A 16,053-nucleotide genomic window follows, 5' to 3' on the forward strand; every position below is an offset into this window, starting at 1 on the left:
GTTTTGCCCCCGGAGACAACCACGATGGCGATTTATGAATTGGACGGCGTTGCGCCGACGCTCGGCAACGGCGCATGGGTGGCCGACAGCGCGCAGGTCATGGGCAACGTCAAGCTGGCCGAGAACGCGAGCGTATGGTTTGGCGCCGTGCTGCGCGGCGACACCGAGACGCTGACCATCGGGCGCAACAGCAACGTCCAGGATCTGTCGGTGCTGCACGCCGACATCGGCTGCCCGCTGACCATCGGCGACAACGTCACCGTGGGCCACCAGGTGATGCTGCATGGCTGCACCATCGGCGACAACTCGCTGATCGGCATCCAGGCGGTGGTCTTGAATAACGCGAAGATCGGCCGCAATTCGATCGTTGGCGCCGGCAGCGTCGTGACGGAGGGCAAGGAGTTTCCAGACAACTCCCTCATCATCGGCTCGCCCGCCAAGGTGGTGCGCACGCTTGACGATGCGGCCGCCGCCCGGCTGCGCCAGAGCGCCGAGCACTATGTGGAAAACGCCCATCGCTTCGCGAAGGGCCTCAAAAAGATTGCCTGACCAGTTCGGTCTTGGGCACACAGAGAAAGAAAACGTTTTGAGCGAGCTGCACAAATTCCTGTTCGATGGCCTGCCGGTGCGCGGCATGATCGTGCGCCTGACAGATGCGTGGCAGGAGATCCTTGCGCGGCGCGCCTCCAACACCGCCACCGGCCCGTACCCGCCGCCAGTGGCCGAACTGCTCGGCGAAATGACGGCCGCGGCCACGCTGATGCAGTCGAACATCAAGTTCAACGGCGCGCTGATCCTGCAGATCTTCGGCGACGGTCCGGTCAAGGTGGCCGTGGCCGAGGCCAAGCCCGACCTGAGCCTGCGCGCCACCGCCAAGGTGATCGGCGACCTGCCTGCAGATGCGCGCCTGCCCGACATGGTCAACGTGAACAACAAGGGCCGCTGCGCGATCACGCTCGACCCCAAGGACAAGCTGCCGGGCGCGACGCCGTACCAGGGCGTGGTGCCGCTGTTCGACGACAACGGCGAGAAGCTGGGCAAGCTGAGTGACGTGCTGCAGCACTACATGTTGCAGAGCGAACAGCTCGACACCACGCTGGTGCTGGCGGCCGACGACAAGGTGGCCGCCGGCCTGCTGATCCAGCGCCTGCCGGTGAAGGGCGAGGGCAACCTCGAAGGCACGTCGGACAAGGACCGCGACCAGGCCAACGAAGACCAGATCGGCCTGAACGAGGACTACAACCGCATCTCGATCCTTGCGTCGAGCCTGACGCGCGACGAGCTGCTCACGCTCGACATCGAGACCATTCTTCGCCGTCTGTTCTGGGAAGAAAAGCTGCTGCGCTTCGAGCCGCAGGCCGGCCTGTTGGGCCCGCACTTCGCCTGCACCTGCGGACGTGAGCGCGTGGCGCAGATGATCCGCGGACTGGGTGCCGAAGAAGCCGAAGAGATCCTCGCCGAGCGCGGCGACATCGAAGTCGGCTGCGATTTCTGCGGCAAGCAGTACCGCTTCGACGCGATCGATGCGGCGCAGATCTTCAGGCCGCCAACCGAGCAGATTCCGGGCAGCCCGATCGTTCAATAACAGGCAGCAGCCGGCCCTTGCGTCGGCCTGCCTTTTCTTGCCGCCTCAATGGCGCGGGCCGGCCTCGTTGTCGAAGCCGCTGAACTCGATGTCGGGTGCACTCGTGTTGTGCTTCGAAGGCAGGCTTCGCCCGAAGCGCACCTGCGTTGCCTTGAGCGACTTCACTTCCGGCAGCGGGCTGGCCTGCGATGCCGCATCCTGCGACTCTTGCCAGCGCACTTCACTCATGTCCGCGTTGTCCGCCGCGACGTACATCGAGCGCAGCACGGCGAAAGGCTGCGTGCTCGCGGTCGGCGTTGAAAGCGACACATCGAGTGCGGTGCGGGTACGGCTGATCTCGTCGACACGCGCCACCGCACTGCCACCATGGGTGAAGCGCAAGTGGATCGCCAGCGGCTTCGGCACGACGCGGATGGACGCGATGTCGACCACCGGCCGGCCAGCCTGCTCGACCGGGCCGAGCAGGAACGACGAGCCATAGGCGCCGTCGCCAAACCGCGCATCCGGCAACGGCTTGAGCCGCCAGTAGCCATCGGACGGATAGAGCACGATGACCTCGAGCGCCTTGCCGTTTTCTTTCTTGAACACCTGCAGCAGATGAAAGCCGCGATCGCTGCGCGCACCCACCTGCACCGGCACGCGCTGCGGCCGCCAGAAGGTCGGCAGCGTCATGCCGACGATGCGCCACTCGGCGTTGTCGAGCAGCACCACGGTGCGCTTCTTGAAGTGGTGGGCCGGGTCGGTGGGATGCGCGCCGCCGTCGAAATTGCAGCCCGAGAAATCGGGCGCGGTGACGTCGTTGCCGATCTTGTCCAGGTAGTCGGGCTGCAACGCTTCGATGCGCATGCGGCGGATGCCATCGCCGCGCAGCACCATCGACACGTTGTCTTCTTCGGCGCAAGCCGTGGGGGTGGTGCCGTTCTCGACGGTGGCCGCAACGGGCGCTGCAGTGGCTGCGTTGGTTGCCAGCAGCGTGGAGAAGATGAAGGCGGGCAGGAAGAAGGACGTCGCGGGGCGCAAGGGCATTAGGTCTCCGGAAGAGGCGTCGGCAGGCCGTCGATGGTTACTCGCGCCGTCCGATCAGGTCTGTGAAAAGCCGATGTTCGCATTCCGGGTCGGAGCATTTCTCGCAAGGCCATGACCACGAGGCGGGCTTCGCGTCCGCCCGGCCGCGTGCCCGTGCACGGCCTTCGCTGCCGGCGATGGCATTGATGGCGTTCCATGCACTGGCCAGCCGTTCGCCACCGATGCCATGCACCACGGCGAACGACAACCCGGCGCCCGTGAGCGCGGCACGCACCAGCCTGTCGGTCGGCTGGCGCGCGTGCGGGCCGTCGCGCATGTCGTCGGCAACCCAGGGGATGTCGAGCGCCGTCAGCAGCGTGATGGCGCAGCGCCGTTGCGCGGCCAGCGCGTCGGCGTAGAGCGAGCGGTCGTCGAACAGTTGCTCGCTGTAGACGGCGGTCATCAGGGCCGTGGTGTCGGCCACCACGACGCCCGTGGCGGCGGCGGCATCGATGCGGCGGGTCTGCTCGTCGGCGATGGCTTGTTGCTCGTCGGGGCGCGGTGTGCGGCCCTCGCGCTCGCACCATTCGCGCAGGTATTCGCCGACCATCGTCGCCGGAATGCCGCGCTCCCGCAGGCGCTGCACCAGCGCCGTGGCCAGCGCGGTCTTGCCCGTGCTCTCGGCACCGAGCACCGCGATGACCAGGCCGGTCGGCAGCGTGGGCGTCATGCGCGCACCGCCTGCGGCAGGCGTTGCCGCCATGCAAGGTAGCCGGCCACGCTGAGCACGGCAAAAACCGCGTAGAGGCCGACCGTGAGCCACAGGCCCTTGTGGATGAACAGGCCCACGCTCACCAGGTTCACGGCAAGCCAGATCAGCCAGTTCTCGATGAACTTGCGCCCGAGCAGGAACTGCCCGACCAGGCTCAGGCCGGTGGCGAAGCCGTCCCACCAGGGCACGTCGGTGTTGGTGAAGCGGCGAAGGAAGAGGGCGACCGCGGGCCACGCCAGCGCGCAGGCCACCAGCGTGAGCGCGATGCCGCGCGGCGACAGCCGGCTGGCCCGCAGCGCGCCGCCGTCGGCGCGGTGGCCGCGCAGCCATTGCGACCAGCCCCAGAGCGCCACGAGTGCAAAGAAGACCTGGAGCGAGGCATCGCCGTAGATGCGTGCCTTGGCGAAAACCACCACATAGAGCAGCGAGCTGACGATGGCCAGCGGCCATCCCCAGTGGATCTCGCGCATGTTGCAGCCGACCATGGCCAGCGCCAGGACGGCAGCGACGAGTTCGAGCCAGCTGACAGGGGAGCCCCAGAGCGCGAAGGCGGGGGCCGAGAGAAGCTCGGGCATCAGCGGGCGAAGTGGTGAGGGGTCAGTGCGCGATCTGTACGAACACTTCGTTCGGTTTGACCATGCCGAGTTCCGCTCGCGCACGCTCTTCGACCATTTCGAGGCCGTCCTTGAGGTCGTTGACCTCGGAGGTCAGGCGCTCGTTGTTCAGCGCCGCCTTGGCGTTGGCCTCTTTCTGGTCGGCCAGCTTGGTCTGCAGCTGCTGCACGTCGCGCACGCTGCCGCGCCCGTTCCACAGCTGCCATTGCAGGACGGCCAGCAGAAGCAGCAGGATGACGGGTGGAACGAAACGCGCGCGCATGCAGCAGGCCGGGCCTACTTCAGGTTGTAGAAGGCGCCGCGGCCGGGGTAGCTGGCGATGTCGCCGAGGTCTTCTTCGATGCGCAGCAACTGGTTGTACTTGGCGATGCGGTCCGAGCGCGACAGCGAGCCGGTCTTGATCTGGCCGGCGTTGGTGCCCACCGCGATGTCGGCGATGGTGCTGTCTTCGGTTTCGCCCGAGCGGTGCGAAATGACGGCCGTGTAGCCCGCGCGCTTGGCCATCTCGATGGCGGCGAAGGTTTCGGTCAGCGTGCCGATCTGGTTGATCTTGATCAGGATCGAGTTGGCGATGCCCTTGTCGATGCCCTCTTGCAGGATCTTGGTGTTGGTGACGAACAGGTCGTCGCCCACCAGCTGCACGCGCTTGCCCAGGCGGTCGGTGAGCAGCTTCCAGCCGTCCCAGTCGCCTTCGTGCATGCCGTCTTCGATGCTGATGATTGGGTACTTGTCGACCCAGGTCGACAGCATGTCGACCCAGTTGCCGGCCGACAGCGTGAGGTTCTCGCCGGACAGCACGTAGTTGCCGTCCTTGTAGAACTCGCTGGCCGCGCAATCGAGGCCCAGGGCGATCTGCTCGCCTGCAACGTAGCCGGCCTTGTCGATGGCTTCGAGGATCAGCTGGATCGCTGCTTCATGGCTTTCGACGCTGGGGGCAAAGCCGCCTTCGTCGCCGACCGCCGTGCTGATGCCGCGGTCGCCCAGGATCTTCTTCAGGGCATGGAACACTTCGGCGCCATAGCGCACGGCCTCGCGGAAGCTCTTGGCGCCCACGGGGATGATCATGAACTCCTGCAGGTCGAGGCTGTTGTTGGCGTGCGCGCCACCGTTGATGACGTTCATCATCGGCACCGGCAGCTGCATGCCGCCCATGCCGCCGAAGTAGCGGTACAGCGGCAGGCCCGATTCTTCGGCCGCGGCACGTGCCACGGCCATCGAGACGGCGAGGGTGGCGTTGGCACCCAGGCGGCCCTTGTTGTCGGTGCCGTCGAGGTCGATCATCGTGCGATCGAGGAAGGCCTGTTCGCTGGCGTCCAGGCCGAGCACGGCTTCCGAGATCTCGGTGTTGATGTTCTCCACCGCCTTGAGCACGCCCTTGCCGAGGTAGCGGCTCTTGTCGCCGTCGCGCAGCTCGATGGCTTCGCGCGAACCGGTCGATGCGCCCGAGGGCACGGCCGCGCGGCCCATGGTGCCCGATTCGAGCAGCACGTCGCACTCGACGGTGGGGTTGCCTCGGCTGTCGAGAATTTCGCGGCCGACGATGTCAACGATTGCACTCATCTTTTGTCTTTCTCTCTGGGTCTCTTTGGGAGTTCGCTTGCAAAAACGGGATCAAAGACCTTCGACCGCGATCATGTTCATGATGGCGGCGCCGGCACGCGCTTCGCGGGCCTTGAGGTATTCGGGCGTGTCGTAGAAGGCCTTGGCCTTCTCGAAGCTGGGGAATTTGAGCACGACCACGCGGGTCGGCTTCCAGTCGCCCTCGAGCGGCTGGATCTGGCCGCCGCGCACGCAGACTTCGGCGCCATGCGCCTGCATCGCGACGCTGGACCACTTCTTGTATTCCTCGTACTGCGTCGGGTTCGTGACCTCGACGTGGGCGATGACGTATCCGCTGCTCATGCTTGAAAACTGTCCTCTAGAAAGCCGTTTTTCTTGGTGACCCGGTCGAGCGCCAGCAGCGTTTCGAGCAGGGCCTTCATGTGCTTGAGCGGCACGGCGTTGGGGCCGTCGCTCATGGCGTGTGCGGGGTCCGGGTGGGTTTCCATGAAGAGGCCCGCCACGCCGACCGCCACGGCCGCGCGCGAGAGCACTGGCACCATTTCGCGCTGGCCGCCCGAGGTCGTGCCCTGGCCGCCCGGCAGTTGCACCGAGTGGGTTGCGTCGAACACCACCGGCGCCTGCGTCTCGCGCATGATCGCGAGCGAACGCATGTCCGACACGAGGTTGTTGTAGCCGAAGCTGGCACCGCGTTCGCAGGCCATGAAGCTGTCCTGGTCGAGGCCGGCTTCCTTGGCGGCTGCGCGTGCCTTGTCGATCACGTTCTTCATGTCGTGCGGCGCGAGGAACTGGCCCTTCTTGATGTTGACCGGCTTGCCCGACTGCGCCGCGGCGTAGATGAAGTCGGTCTGGCGGCACAGGAAGGCGGGCGTCTGCAGCACGTCGACCACCTTGGCGGCCTCGGTGATGTCCTCGAGGGTATGGACGTCGGTCAGCACGGGCAGGCCGAGTTCGCGCTTCACCTTCGCGAGGATCTCGAGGCCCTTGTCGCGGCCGGGGCCGCGAAAGCTGGTGCCCGACGAGCGGTTGGCCTTGTCGAAGCTGCTCTTGAAGATGAACGGGATGCCCAGCGCCGAGGTGATTTCTTTCAGCGTGCCGGCGGTGTCCATCTGCAGCTGCTCGGATTCGACCACGCAGGGGCCGGCGATCAGGAAGAAGGGCTGGTCGAGCCCGATGTCGAATCCGCAAAGTTTCATTGGGATGCCTCCGTGCTTCGCACTACGGTATTCGCCCTGGGAGCGGCCCGGCGGCTCATGCGACGGCCTTCAGTGTCTTGGTGCTGCCCGCACCCTTGTCCTTGTGATCGAGCGCGGCCTTGATGAAGGCGTTGAACAGCGGGTGGCCGCCCCACGGCGTCGACTTGAACTCGGGGTGGAACTGCACGCCCATGAACCACGGGTGCACGTCCTGCGGCAGCTCGACGATTTCGGTCAGGTGCTCGCGCTGCGTGAGCGCCGAGATCACGAGGCCGGCGGCACGCAGCTCGTCGAGGTAGTTGACGTTGGCTTCGTAGCGATGGCGATGGCGCTCGGTGACCACGTCGCCGTAGATGCTGTGCGCCAGCGTGCCGGCCGCCACGTCGGAGCTCTGCGCGCCCAGGCGCATGGTGCCGCCGAGGTCGGACTTCTCGTCGCGCGTCTTCACGGTGCCGTCGCGGTCCTTCCACTCGGTGATCAGCGCGATCACGGGGGTGGGCGTCTCGGGGTCGAACTCGGTGCTGTTGGCGTTCTTCAGGCCCGCCACGTGGCGCGCGTATTCGATGGTGGCGACCTGCATGCCCAGGCAGATGCCCAGGTAGGGCACCTTGCCTTCGCGGGCGAAGCGAGCGGCCGAGATCTTGCCTTCGACACCGCGCTGGCCGAAGCCGCCGGGCACCAGGATGGCGTCGTACTTGGCCAGGCGCGATACGTCTTGCGCCGAGATGGTCTCGGAGTCGATGTAGTCGATCTTCACGCGCGCATGGTTCTTCATGCCGGCGTGGCGCAGGGCTTCGTTGAGCGACTTGTAGCTGTCCGACAGGTCGACGTACTTGCCGACCATGGCAATCGACACCTCTTGCTGCGGATGCTCGACTTCGTAGACCAGGTCGTCCCAGCGCTGCAGCTTGGCGGGCGGGGTGTTGATGCGCAGCTTGTCGCAGATCAGGCCGTCCAGGCCCTGTTCGTGCAGCATGCGGGGCACCTTGTAGATGGTGTCCACGTCCCACATCGAGATCACGCCCCATTCGGGCACGTTCGAGAACAGCGAGATCTTGGCGCGTTCGTCGTCGGGAATCGGGCGGTCAGCGCGGCACAGCAGGGCGTCGGCCTGGATGCCGATGGCGCGCAGTTCCTTGGCGGTGTGCTGGGTGGGCTTGGTCTTGAGCTCGCCGGCGGCGGCGATCCAGGGCACGTACGAGAGGTGCACGAAGGCCGAGTTGTTCGGACCCATGCGCAGGCTCATCTGGCGCACGGCTTCCAGGAAGGGCAGCGACTCGATGTCGCCCACGGTGCCGCCGATCTCGACGATGGCCACGTCCACCTCGTGCGCCGTGCCGATGCCGGCGCCGCGCTTGATGTATTCCTGGATTTCGTTGGTGATGTGCGGGATCACCTGCACCGTTTTGCCGAGGTAGTCGCCGCGGCGCTCTTTCTCGAGCACGGTCTTGTAGATCTGGCCGGTCGTGAAGTTGTTGGCCTTGCGCATCCGCGTGTTGATGAAGCGCTCGTAGTGGCCGAGGTCGAGGTCGGTTTCTGCGCCGTCATCGGTGACGAACACCTCGCCATGCTGGAAGGGCGACATCGTGCCGGGGTCGACATTGATGTACGGATCGAGCTTGATGAGGGTGACTTGGAGGCCGCGCGATTCGAGGATCGCGGCGAGCGAGGCGGAGGCGATTCCCTTGCCAAGGGAAGATACGACACCACCGGTGACGAAGACAAATTTGGTCATGCCAGTTCCGGACACGTGAATCCGGGCAGTGGGAAATTGCGATTATAGGTGTGCCCCTTGCGACACTTTCCGCCAAGGGCTTGTTGCCATTTGTTCTATGACATGTGAGCAACAATACGGCCCATGCAAGATCTCGCCGGCAAACACATCGTCCTGGGCCTCACGGGGGGCATCGCCTGCTACAAGTCGGCCGAGCTGTGCCGGCTGTTCGTGAAGGCGGGCGCCACGGTCCAGGTCGTCATGACAGAGGCAGCGGAGCAGTTCATCACCCCGGTGACCATGCAGGCGCTTTCGGGCCGTACCGTCTACACCTCGCAGTGGGACACCCGCGAGCCCAACAACATGCCGCACATCAACCTGAGCCGTGAGGCCGATGCGATCGTGCTGGCGCCCTGCAGCGCAGACTTCATCGCGCGGCTGGTGCAGGGGCGCTCCGACGACCTGTTGAGCCTGATGTGCCTGGCCCGCCCCACGGACCGCGTGCCGCTGCTGATCGCGCCCGCCATGAACCGCGAGATGTGGGCCCACCCCGCCACCCAGCGCAACCTGATGCAGGTCTCGGCCGATGGCGCGACCGTGCTGGGCGTGGGCAGCGGCTGGCAGGCCTGCGGCGAGACCGGCGACGGGCGCATGCTCGAACCGGCGCAGCTGCTCGAAGACATCACGGCCTTCTTCCAGCCCAAGCTGCTGGCGGGGCAGAAGGTGCTGGTCACCGCCGGCCCGACCTTCGAGTCGCTCGATCCGATCCGCGGCATCACCAACCATTCGTCCGGCAAGATGGGTTTTGCCATCGCCCGCGCGGCCCGCGAGGCAGGGGCCGATGTCACGGTGGTGGCCGGCCCGGTGCACCTGCCCACGCCGCGCGGCGTGACGCGCGTGGACGTGCTTTCAGCGCAGGACATGCTCGAAGCGACCGTCCGTGCTGCGCAGGTTGCTAGCGTTTTTGTAGCAACCGCCGCCGTTGCCGACTGGCGCCCGGCCACGCACAGCGAGCAGAAGATCAAGAAGGACGGCAGCGGCAAGACGCCGGTGCTCCATTTCGTCGAGAACGCCGACATCCTTCTCGCGGTCGCCAAGAGCGAACGGGCGCAGGCCAGGAAGCTGTTCTGCGTCGGCTTCGCGGCCGAGAGCGAGAACCTCGCCGAACACGCCAAGGCCAAGCGCGAGCGCAAGGGCATTCCGCTGCTGGTCGGCAACATCGGCCCCCTGACCTTCGGACAGGACGACAACGCGCTGCTGCTGGTCGACGCCAACGGCGTGCGCGAACTGCCGCGCGCGCCCAAGCTCACCCTGGCACGCGAACTCATGACCGAGATCGCCGCACGGCTTCCCGACTGGAGGGTCTGATGAACACCGAATCGAACACACCGCCCAATGGCGATTTCGCTCGCTACGTGGAGCAGCTCTCGGCCCGGGCCGCGCTGCCCAAGCGCGCGGCGCAGCCGGGCGAACCGGGGCTCGATGTCGGCATGTCGCCCGCGCCCGGCCAGCAGAGTTCAGGCCCCGTGTCGGCCGCCATGCGGCAGCAGGAAACATCGTCGGGCAGCGAAGCCCCGCAGCAAAACGCCGCGTTCGACCCATTGGTGCTCAAGGTCCTGGGCGCCGTCGGCGCGGTGGTGTTCCTGGTGCTGTGGGCCGCGGGCGTGCCGATCAGTGCGCTGGTCCTGCTCCTGGGCGTGGCCCTCTGGTTCGGCAAGAAATTGAAGGGCGTGAAGCTCACCCCGGGCGTCGCCAAGTGGCAGCAGGTGCTTGAAGAAGCCGCCCGCAAGCAAAGAGAACAGCAACAGAAGCAAGGCAGCAAGTAAGTGAAAGTCGACGTCCGTATCCTCGATCCGCGCATGGTGGATCAATTGCCCGCGTATGCCACCCCCGGAAGCGCCGGCCTCGACCTGCGGGCCTGCCTCGATGCGCCCATCACGCTGGCGCCCAACGGCTGGCAACTGGTGGGCACCGGCATCGCGATCCACCTGGACGATCCGGCCTACGCCGCGCTCATCCTTCCGCGCTCGGGCCTGGGCCACAAGCACGGCATCGTGCTGGGCAACCTGGTGGGGCTGATCGACAGCGACTACCAGGGCGAACTGAAGATCAGCGCCTGGAACCGCAGCGACACGCCTTTCGTGCTGGAGCCGATGGAGCGGCTCGCACAGCTGGTGATCGTGCCGGTGGTGCAGGCGCAGTTTCGTGTGGTCACCGAATTTGCACCCACGCAACGCGGCGAGGGCGGCTACGGTTCCACAGGGAAGCACTGAGCGGCGAACCTGAAGAGAGCCTGAGTTTCCGACCGGTAAAGAGTGGAACCCGCGAGGGCCCGTTGCCTCGAAGGTTTCAGCATGTGTTTTTGCGTCATCGCGGCGTTGGCTGCGGCGTTAGGCACAGGCAGGCGCATTTTTCGTGCGCCGTTCTATCCGAGGAGCCACTCAACATGAAGATTTCAATGCGCTTTGTTTCCGTCACCGCTTCCGTGCTGGCCCTGGCCACGCTCACGGCCTGCGTTGCCCCGGCACCGGTCTACCAGACCTCGCGCTACCCCTACCAGGCGCCGCCGCAAGCCATCCAGTACCGCGAAGCGCAATATGTCGAGTACGGCGTCGTGGCCAACATCGAGGTGCTTCGTAGCGAAACCGCGGGTACCGGCACTTCGGGCGGTGGTGCCGTTGCGGGTGGTGTCATCGGTGGCGTGGTGGGCAACCAGTTCGGGCGTGGCAATGGACGCGCCGCAGCCACGGCACTCGGCATCGTGGGCGGTGCCTTGCTGGGCAATTCCATCGAGGCCCAGCAGAACGGGCCGCGTGCCTATGAAAGCTATCGCGTGTCGGTGCAGACCGACCGTGGCGGCTACCGCGCCTTCGACGTCCAGAGCCCGGGCGACCTGCGCATCGGCGACCGCGTGCGCATCGACAACGGCCAGCTCTCGCGCATGTAAAGCAGCCTGCTGCTGAGCAACGAAAAAAGCCGGGCATTGCCCGGCTTTTTCATTGTTGGTCTACCAAGACGCCGTCAGTGCAGCATCTGATTGCCCGGAGCCATCGGCGGTACTTTGAAGAAGGCCGTGCCTGCCGTGCCACGGCCGACTTCTTCTTCCGTCGCCTCGCGCACCGAGCGCACGGTGATGTCGAGACGGATCGCAATGCCCGCCAGCGGATGATTGCCGTCGAGCACGAGGTGGTCGGGGTAGATCTCGGCCACGGTGTAGATCGTGTCCTTCGGGATGCCGTCGCTCACGCCCTTGGGCAGGGCGGAACCGTCGAAGGTCATGCCTTCCTCGGTGCCTTCGGGAAACAGCGAGCGTGGCTCCAGAAAGAGCAACTGGTCGTTGAAGTCGCCGAAGCCCTGTTCGGGCTCGACCTGCAATTGCACGCGGGCGCCGGGCTCATGGCCTTGCAGGGCGGCCTCGATCACCTCGAAGAGGTCGTCGCCGCCCACCATGAATTCCACCGGCTCATCGAGCACGTCCAGCACATCGCCAAGCGTGTCTTTCATGGTCCAGGTCAAGCCGACCACGCATTGTTCAGAGATTTCCATTGCAGAATTCTCCCATGGAGATTACACAACCGCTGCCGTTGCTCGGCGGCCTGAGTGCCGCGCAGTTCATGCGGCAGTACTGGCAGAAAAAGCCCTTGCTGGTTCGCCAGGCCATTCCCGCGATGGTGCCACCGATCGACCGCCATGCGTTGTTTGCGCTGGCCGAGCGCGAGGAAGTCGAATCGCGCCTGATCCGTCATGGCAAGACAGGCTGGTCGCTGAAGCATGGCCCGCTGCCGCGGCGCGCCTTGCCGCCCCTGAAGCAACCCGCCTGGACGCTACTGGTGCAGGGCGTCGACCTGCATCACGAAGGCGTGCACGCGCTGCTGCGCCAGTTCCGCTTCTTGCCCGATGCCCGCCTCGACGACCTGATGATCAGCTACGCCAGCGACACCGGTGGCGTCGGCGCGCATTTCGACAGCTACGACGTGTTTCTGCTGCAAGCGCAGGGGAGACGCCGCTGGTCGATCGGCAAGCAGAGCGACCTGAGCCTGCAGCCCGGCGTTCCGCTCAAGATCCTCGAAAACTTCGAGCCCGAGCAGACCTTCGTGCTGGAGCCGGGCGACATGCTCTACCTGCCGCCCAAGTACGCCCACGACGGCGTTGCCGTGGGCGACGACTGCATGACCTGTTCGATCGGCCTGCGTTCGTCGGCGCTGGGCGAGCTCGGTGCCGACCTGCTGGCGCGCATGGCGCAAGCCTATTCGGAAGACCTGGAAGACGCCGGCCCCGCCGAGCTGGCGCGCTACCGCGACCCGGCACAGCCGGCCGTCGAGGCACCGGCCGCCATGCCCGCCGCGTTGCAGGGCTTTGCACGCAAGGCCATCGAAGCCGCGCTGCGCGACGCCGATGCCATCGACCGCGCGTTGGGCGAATCGCTCACCGAGCCCAAGGCCAACGTCTGGTTCGACGAAGGCGGCGATGTGCCCGATGCCATGCAGCACGTGGCGCTCGACCGGCGCACCCGCATGCTCTACGACGCGCGGCATGTGTACATCAACGGCGAGAGCTTTCGCGCAGGCGGTGCCGACGCCACGCTGATGCGTCGACTGGCCGACAAGCGCGAGCTCGGTCCGCGCGAATTGGCCCGTGCGAGCGAAGGCGCACGGGCGCTGCTGGGCGAATGGTGCGAGGCGGGCTGGCTGCATGCCGGATGACGCCATTGCGCCGTTGACCGAAGGCCGCTTCGACGGCCGGGAGGCCTTCGACACGCTTCTTCGGAGCGCCTTGTCGGCCGCTGCGCAACAGGGCTGGAAAGAAATCGTTTTCAGCGACCCCGACTTTGCCGACTGGCCGCTGGGCGAGCGCGCCAGCATCGAGGCGCTGCAGGCCTGGTCGGCCAGCGGCCGCCGCTTGATGCTGTTGGCGCAGCGCTTCGACATTCTCGAGCGCGGCCATGCGCGCTTCGTGCCGTGGCGCCGCATGTGGGACCACATCATCGAATGCCGTGCGACCGGCAAGGCCGAGGGCGCCGAGGTGCCGAGCGCCATCTGGACGCCGTCATGGTTCGTGCATCGCATCGACCCCGAGCGCAGCCGGGGCGTGAGCGGCACCGATCCGCGCGCCCGCAGAGCATTGCGCGAAGCCATCGACGAGTGCTGGCGCCGTGGGCGGCCCGCGTTTCCTGCATCGACGCTCGGCTTGTAAGCCAATGCCGCGAATGCGGCCGCGAGACATATTCAGGCGGGTAGGCAGGTCTAGAATTTTTTGATTCCAGACCTTCATTGCCAAAGGAGTCCTCATGAAGAAGTCCTCGTCCGTCCTGATTGCCTCGCTGATTGCCGCTGCCGCGCTCGTCGCCTGCGGAAAGAAAGAGGACGCCGCGCCTGCGGTCGTGACGCCGCCTCCTGCACCCGTGAGCGAACCCGCGCCAGCTCCTGCCCCCGCACCCGCCGCCGATCCGGCCGCCACCCCGGCGCCCGCAGCCTCATCGGCACTGGATGCAGCGAACGCAGCCACGGAAGCCGCCAAGAAGAACGAGGCGCCGAAGCAGTAGGCGTCACCGGTTCAGCATGCAAAAAGCCGCCAGAAGGCGGCTTTTTCATTGGTGCTGGAGAAAGCGCGCGAGCGCGGCGCCCCGGGGCTTTACTTGCTTGCTCAGACGTCCAGCCAGGGCGAGCCTTCGGCGGCCGTGGCGGTGAGCATCTCGGCCTCCTGGCCGCCCAGGGCCTGCGCCATCAGGCGCCGCACGATCTCGGGCCGGTTGTTCTGCTCGCTCAGATGCGCCGCGACCACGTGGCGCAGCCCGTCGTGAAGGACGCCACGCGCGATGTCCGCCGCCGCGTTGTTCGACAAGTGCCCATAGTTGCCGCCGACGCGCAGCTTGAGGAAAGCGGGGTAGGCCGAGTTGGCCAGCAGGTCGCTGTCGTGGTTGAACTCCAGCAGCAGCGCGTGCACGCCGCTCAGGCGCGCCAGCACGTGGGCCGTGGCATGCCCCAGGTCGGTCAGCACGCCCAGGCTGCGATTGCCGTCCGTGCAGCGAAGCTGCAGCGGCTCGCGCGCATCGTGGGGAACGGTGAAGGGCTGAACCTCGATGTCGCCGACGGCAAAGGCCGCGTCGTCGCGGGCCAGGTTCAGCAGGCCCTCGAAATCGCGCCCGCCGGTGGCGAGCCATGTGCCCTCGCTCATCCAGACCGGAATGCGGTTTCGCCGCGACAGCGAATGGGCACAGCCGATGTGGTCGCCGTGCTCGTGGGTGACGAAGACCGCATCGATGTCGCTGGCGGCAAGGCCCGCCCGGGCCAGCCGCAGATCGAGCTGCTTGAGGCCGAAGCCGCAGTCGATCAACATCCGCGAGGTGCGGCCGCCGCTGGTCGCTTCGACCAGCGCGGCATTGCCCGTGCTGCCGCTACCGAGGCTTCGGAAGCGCAGCATGCGGGTTACTTCAGGTCGTCGGCGATGACCTTGACGATGCGCTGTGCGTTGGCCGAGGTCTCGGGCACGCCGGCTTCATTCAGCACTGCCACGGTGCTGGATTCGCCCTGGCTCTTGACCGAGATGCGGAACTTGATCGGTGCTTCGTCCTTGCTGGAGCTGCTGAAGAACTTGCCGAAGAAGCCGGGCTCCTTCTTCTCGGGGTTCGGCGTCACGTAGCGGACGTAGTACAGGCCGGCGCTGCGGTCGCGGTCTTCGACGGTGAAGCCGGTGCGGTCGAGCGCCAGGCCGACGCGGCGCCATGCGCGGTCGAAGCCTTCGCTGATCTGAACGACCGGCTGGCCGCCCACATTGGCGATGGTGGCGGTCTTGGTCGGCGCGGTCGTTGCGGCCAGGATCTTCGACTGCTCTTGCGAGACGCCGAGCTTGACCATCAGGCGGCGCAGGAATTCGGTTTCGAGTTCAGGGTCGCTCGGGCGCGGCTGCCAGACGGTCTGGTCCTGGCGCGAGTTGTTGTAGACCTCTTGCATGCCGCGATGGCTGATGAAGATCTCGGTGCCGGTCGGCGTGCGTTCCAGGCGGGTGCGGAAGCGGTCGAGTTCGCCGGTCGAGTAGACCGAGTCGACCAGCTTGCCCAGCGTGCCGCGGATGATGTCCTGCGGCAGCTTGGCGCGGTTCTCGGCCCAGTCGGTTTCCATGATGCCGAGGTTGCGCTGTTCGGTGGTCAGCAGAAAGCCGCTTTCCTGCCAGAAGTCTTTCACCGGGTCCCAGAGCTGGTCGGGCGTGCGGTTGATGACGATCCAGCGTTGCGTGCCCGCGCGTTCCATGCGGACGTCGCCGATGTTCGACACGGCGGTCGGGATGCTCGGCGCATTGGCCACGCCGGCCTGGTAGGCGTTGGCGGTGACTGCGCCGCCGGGCACCGAATAGCGGTTGTCGCGCGACAGTTGCGACAAGTCGGGCGGGACTTCGAGCGTTGGCGCCTTGCCTGCGCTCTTGTAGTCGATCTTGTCGCTCTCGAGCACGGAGCAGGCGGCGAGGCTGGCAACGAGGGTGGCCAGCAGTGCATATCGCGAAAGTTGCGAAAGGTTCTTCAACGTCGTCTTCCTTGTTGGAATGGTTCGGTCAATCTATGGGCCGCAGTGCCCGCCATCTCAGAGCACAGTTCGGGTAAAAGGTTGCTTAAC

The 16,053-nt window shown here is 66.1% G+C and carries 20 protein-coding genes; 9 read left to right on the top strand and 11 right to left on the bottom strand.

Features of this window, described 5'->3' with window-relative positions; translation table 11 throughout:
• The first annotated feature begins 24 nt into the window (after nucleotides 1–24).
• Complete coding sequence (locus tag BLQ28_RS02950; RefSeq protein ID WP_093237052.1) at nucleotides 25–549, top strand: gamma carbonic anhydrase family protein; 525 nt, start codon at nucleotides 25–27, stop codon at nucleotides 547–549.
• Between the two features lie 37 nt (nucleotides 550–586).
• A complete protein-coding gene (locus tag BLQ28_RS02955) occupies nucleotides 587–1,585 on the top strand; it encodes an Hsp33 family molecular chaperone HslO (RefSeq protein WP_093237053.1) in 999 nt (332 codons plus the stop codon).
• 45 nt (nucleotides 1,586–1,630) lie between these two features.
• Here the strand turns inward: BLQ28_RS02955 and BLQ28_RS02960 are convergent, their stop codons facing one another.
• The 8 genes from BLQ28_RS02960 to BLQ28_RS02995 are packed head-to-tail and all read right to left on the bottom strand — an operon-like array spanning nucleotide 1,631 to nucleotide 8,467.
• Entirely contained in the window at nucleotides 1,631–2,611 is a 981-nt protein-coding gene (locus BLQ28_RS02960) for a hypothetical protein (RefSeq protein ID WP_093237054.1), read from the bottom strand.
• Between the two features lie 37 nt (nucleotides 2,612–2,648).
• The gene (locus tag BLQ28_RS02965) at nucleotides 2,649–3,320 is read right to left on the bottom strand and encodes an AAA family ATPase (RefSeq protein WP_093237055.1); all 672 of its coding nucleotides are present in this window, start codon (nucleotides 3,318–3,320) and stop codon (nucleotides 2,649–2,651) included.
• Nucleotides 3,317–3,937, bottom strand: a complete 621-nt coding sequence (gene pnuC, locus BLQ28_RS02970) for a nicotinamide riboside transporter PnuC (RefSeq protein WP_093237056.1) — start codon at nucleotides 3,935–3,937, stop codon at nucleotides 3,317–3,319. The genes BLQ28_RS02965 and pnuC overlap by 4 nt, the downstream gene beginning before the upstream one ends.
• 22 nt (nucleotides 3,938–3,959) lie before the next feature.
• Nucleotides 3,960–4,238, bottom strand: a complete 279-nt coding sequence (gene ftsB, locus BLQ28_RS02975; RefSeq protein ID WP_093237057.1) for a cell division protein FtsB — start codon at nucleotides 4,236–4,238, stop codon at nucleotides 3,960–3,962.
• Between the two features lie 14 nt (nucleotides 4,239–4,252).
• Nucleotides 4,253–5,536, bottom strand: coding sequence for a phosphopyruvate hydratase (gene eno / locus BLQ28_RS02980; RefSeq protein WP_093237058.1), 1,284 nt, complete (start codon nucleotides 5,534–5,536; stop codon nucleotides 4,253–4,255).
• Nucleotides 5,537–5,587: 51 nt separating this feature from the next.
• Entirely contained in the window at nucleotides 5,588–5,878 is a 291-nt protein-coding gene (locus BLQ28_RS02985) for a DUF1330 domain-containing protein (protein ID WP_093237059.1), read from the bottom strand.
• Complete coding sequence (kdsA, locus tag BLQ28_RS02990; RefSeq protein ID WP_093237060.1) at nucleotides 5,875–6,732, bottom strand: 3-deoxy-8-phosphooctulonate synthase; 858 nt, start codon at nucleotides 6,730–6,732, stop codon at nucleotides 5,875–5,877. Before kdsA ends, BLQ28_RS02985 begins: the two co-directional genes overlap by 4 nt.
• Before the next feature lie 55 nt (nucleotides 6,733–6,787).
• Entirely contained in the window at nucleotides 6,788–8,467 is a 1,680-nt protein-coding gene (locus BLQ28_RS02995; protein ID WP_093237061.1) for a CTP synthase, read from the bottom strand.
• A gap of 123 nt (nucleotides 8,468–8,590) precedes the next feature.
• Here BLQ28_RS02995 and coaBC point away from each other — a divergent pair, with 123 nt between their 5' ends.
• From coaBC to BLQ28_RS03015, 4 genes are all read left to right on the top strand, one after another.
• Nucleotides 8,591–9,814 (top strand): bifunctional phosphopantothenoylcysteine decarboxylase/phosphopantothenate--cysteine ligase CoaBC, encoded by a 1,224-nt coding sequence (gene coaBC / locus BLQ28_RS03000; protein ID WP_093237062.1) that lies wholly within the window; start codon nucleotides 8,591–8,593, stop codon nucleotides 9,812–9,814.
• Entirely contained in the window at nucleotides 9,814–10,272 is a 459-nt protein-coding gene (locus BLQ28_RS03005; protein WP_093237063.1) for a hypothetical protein, read from the top strand. The genes coaBC and BLQ28_RS03005 overlap by 1 nt, the downstream gene beginning before the upstream one ends.
• Nucleotides 10,273–10,719 (top strand): dUTP diphosphatase, encoded by a 447-nt coding sequence (dut, locus tag BLQ28_RS03010; protein WP_093237064.1) that lies wholly within the window; start codon nucleotides 10,273–10,275, stop codon nucleotides 10,717–10,719.
• A gap of 173 nt (nucleotides 10,720–10,892) precedes the next feature.
• Entirely contained in the window at nucleotides 10,893–11,393 is a 501-nt protein-coding gene (locus BLQ28_RS03015; protein ID WP_093237065.1) for an outer membrane lipoprotein, read from the top strand.
• Nucleotides 11,394–11,467: 74 nt separating this feature from the next.
• Here the strand turns inward: BLQ28_RS03015 and BLQ28_RS03020 are convergent, their stop codons facing one another.
• The gene (locus BLQ28_RS03020) at nucleotides 11,468–11,992 is read right to left on the bottom strand and encodes an FKBP-type peptidyl-prolyl cis-trans isomerase (protein WP_093237066.1); all 525 of its coding nucleotides are present in this window, start codon (nucleotides 11,990–11,992) and stop codon (nucleotides 11,468–11,470) included.
• Between the two features lie 14 nt (nucleotides 11,993–12,006).
• Between BLQ28_RS03020 and BLQ28_RS03025 the strand changes: the two genes are divergently transcribed.
• The 3 genes from BLQ28_RS03025 to BLQ28_RS03035 all read left to right on the top strand — a co-directional run bounded on the left by BLQ28_RS03025 (nucleotide 12,007) and on the right by BLQ28_RS03035 (nucleotide 13,988).
• A complete protein-coding gene (locus BLQ28_RS03025) occupies nucleotides 12,007–13,149 on the top strand; it encodes a JmjC domain-containing protein (RefSeq protein WP_093237067.1) in 1,143 nt (380 codons plus the stop codon).
• On the top strand, nucleotides 13,139–13,639 hold the full coding sequence (locus tag BLQ28_RS03030) for a hypothetical protein (protein ID WP_093237068.1): 501 nt from the start codon (nucleotides 13,139–13,141) through the stop codon (nucleotides 13,637–13,639). The genes BLQ28_RS03025 and BLQ28_RS03030 overlap by 11 nt, the downstream gene beginning before the upstream one ends.
• A 94-nt stretch (nucleotides 13,640–13,733) precedes the next feature.
• Nucleotides 13,734–13,988 (top strand): hypothetical protein, encoded by a 255-nt coding sequence (locus tag BLQ28_RS03035; protein WP_093237069.1) that lies wholly within the window; start codon nucleotides 13,734–13,736, stop codon nucleotides 13,986–13,988.
• A gap of 101 nt (nucleotides 13,989–14,089) precedes the next feature.
• On the opposite strand, the gene BLQ28_RS03040 is transcribed toward BLQ28_RS03035, so the two are convergent.
• Nucleotides 14,090–14,866: an MBL fold metallo-hydrolase gene (locus BLQ28_RS03040; RefSeq protein ID WP_093237070.1), complete on the bottom strand. Its 777-nt coding sequence runs from the start codon at nucleotides 14,864–14,866 to the stop codon at nucleotides 14,090–14,092.
• 5 nt (nucleotides 14,867–14,871) lie between these two features.
• Complete coding sequence (bamC, locus tag BLQ28_RS03045; RefSeq protein WP_093237071.1) at nucleotides 14,872–15,963, bottom strand: outer membrane protein assembly factor BamC; 1,092 nt, start codon at nucleotides 15,961–15,963, stop codon at nucleotides 14,872–14,874.
• Nucleotides 15,964–16,053 lie beyond the last annotated feature (90 nt).

Source organism: Variovorax sp. EL159 (assembly GCF_900100965.1).
Lineage (GTDB): Bacteria > Pseudomonadota > Gammaproteobacteria > Burkholderiales > Burkholderiaceae_C > Variovorax.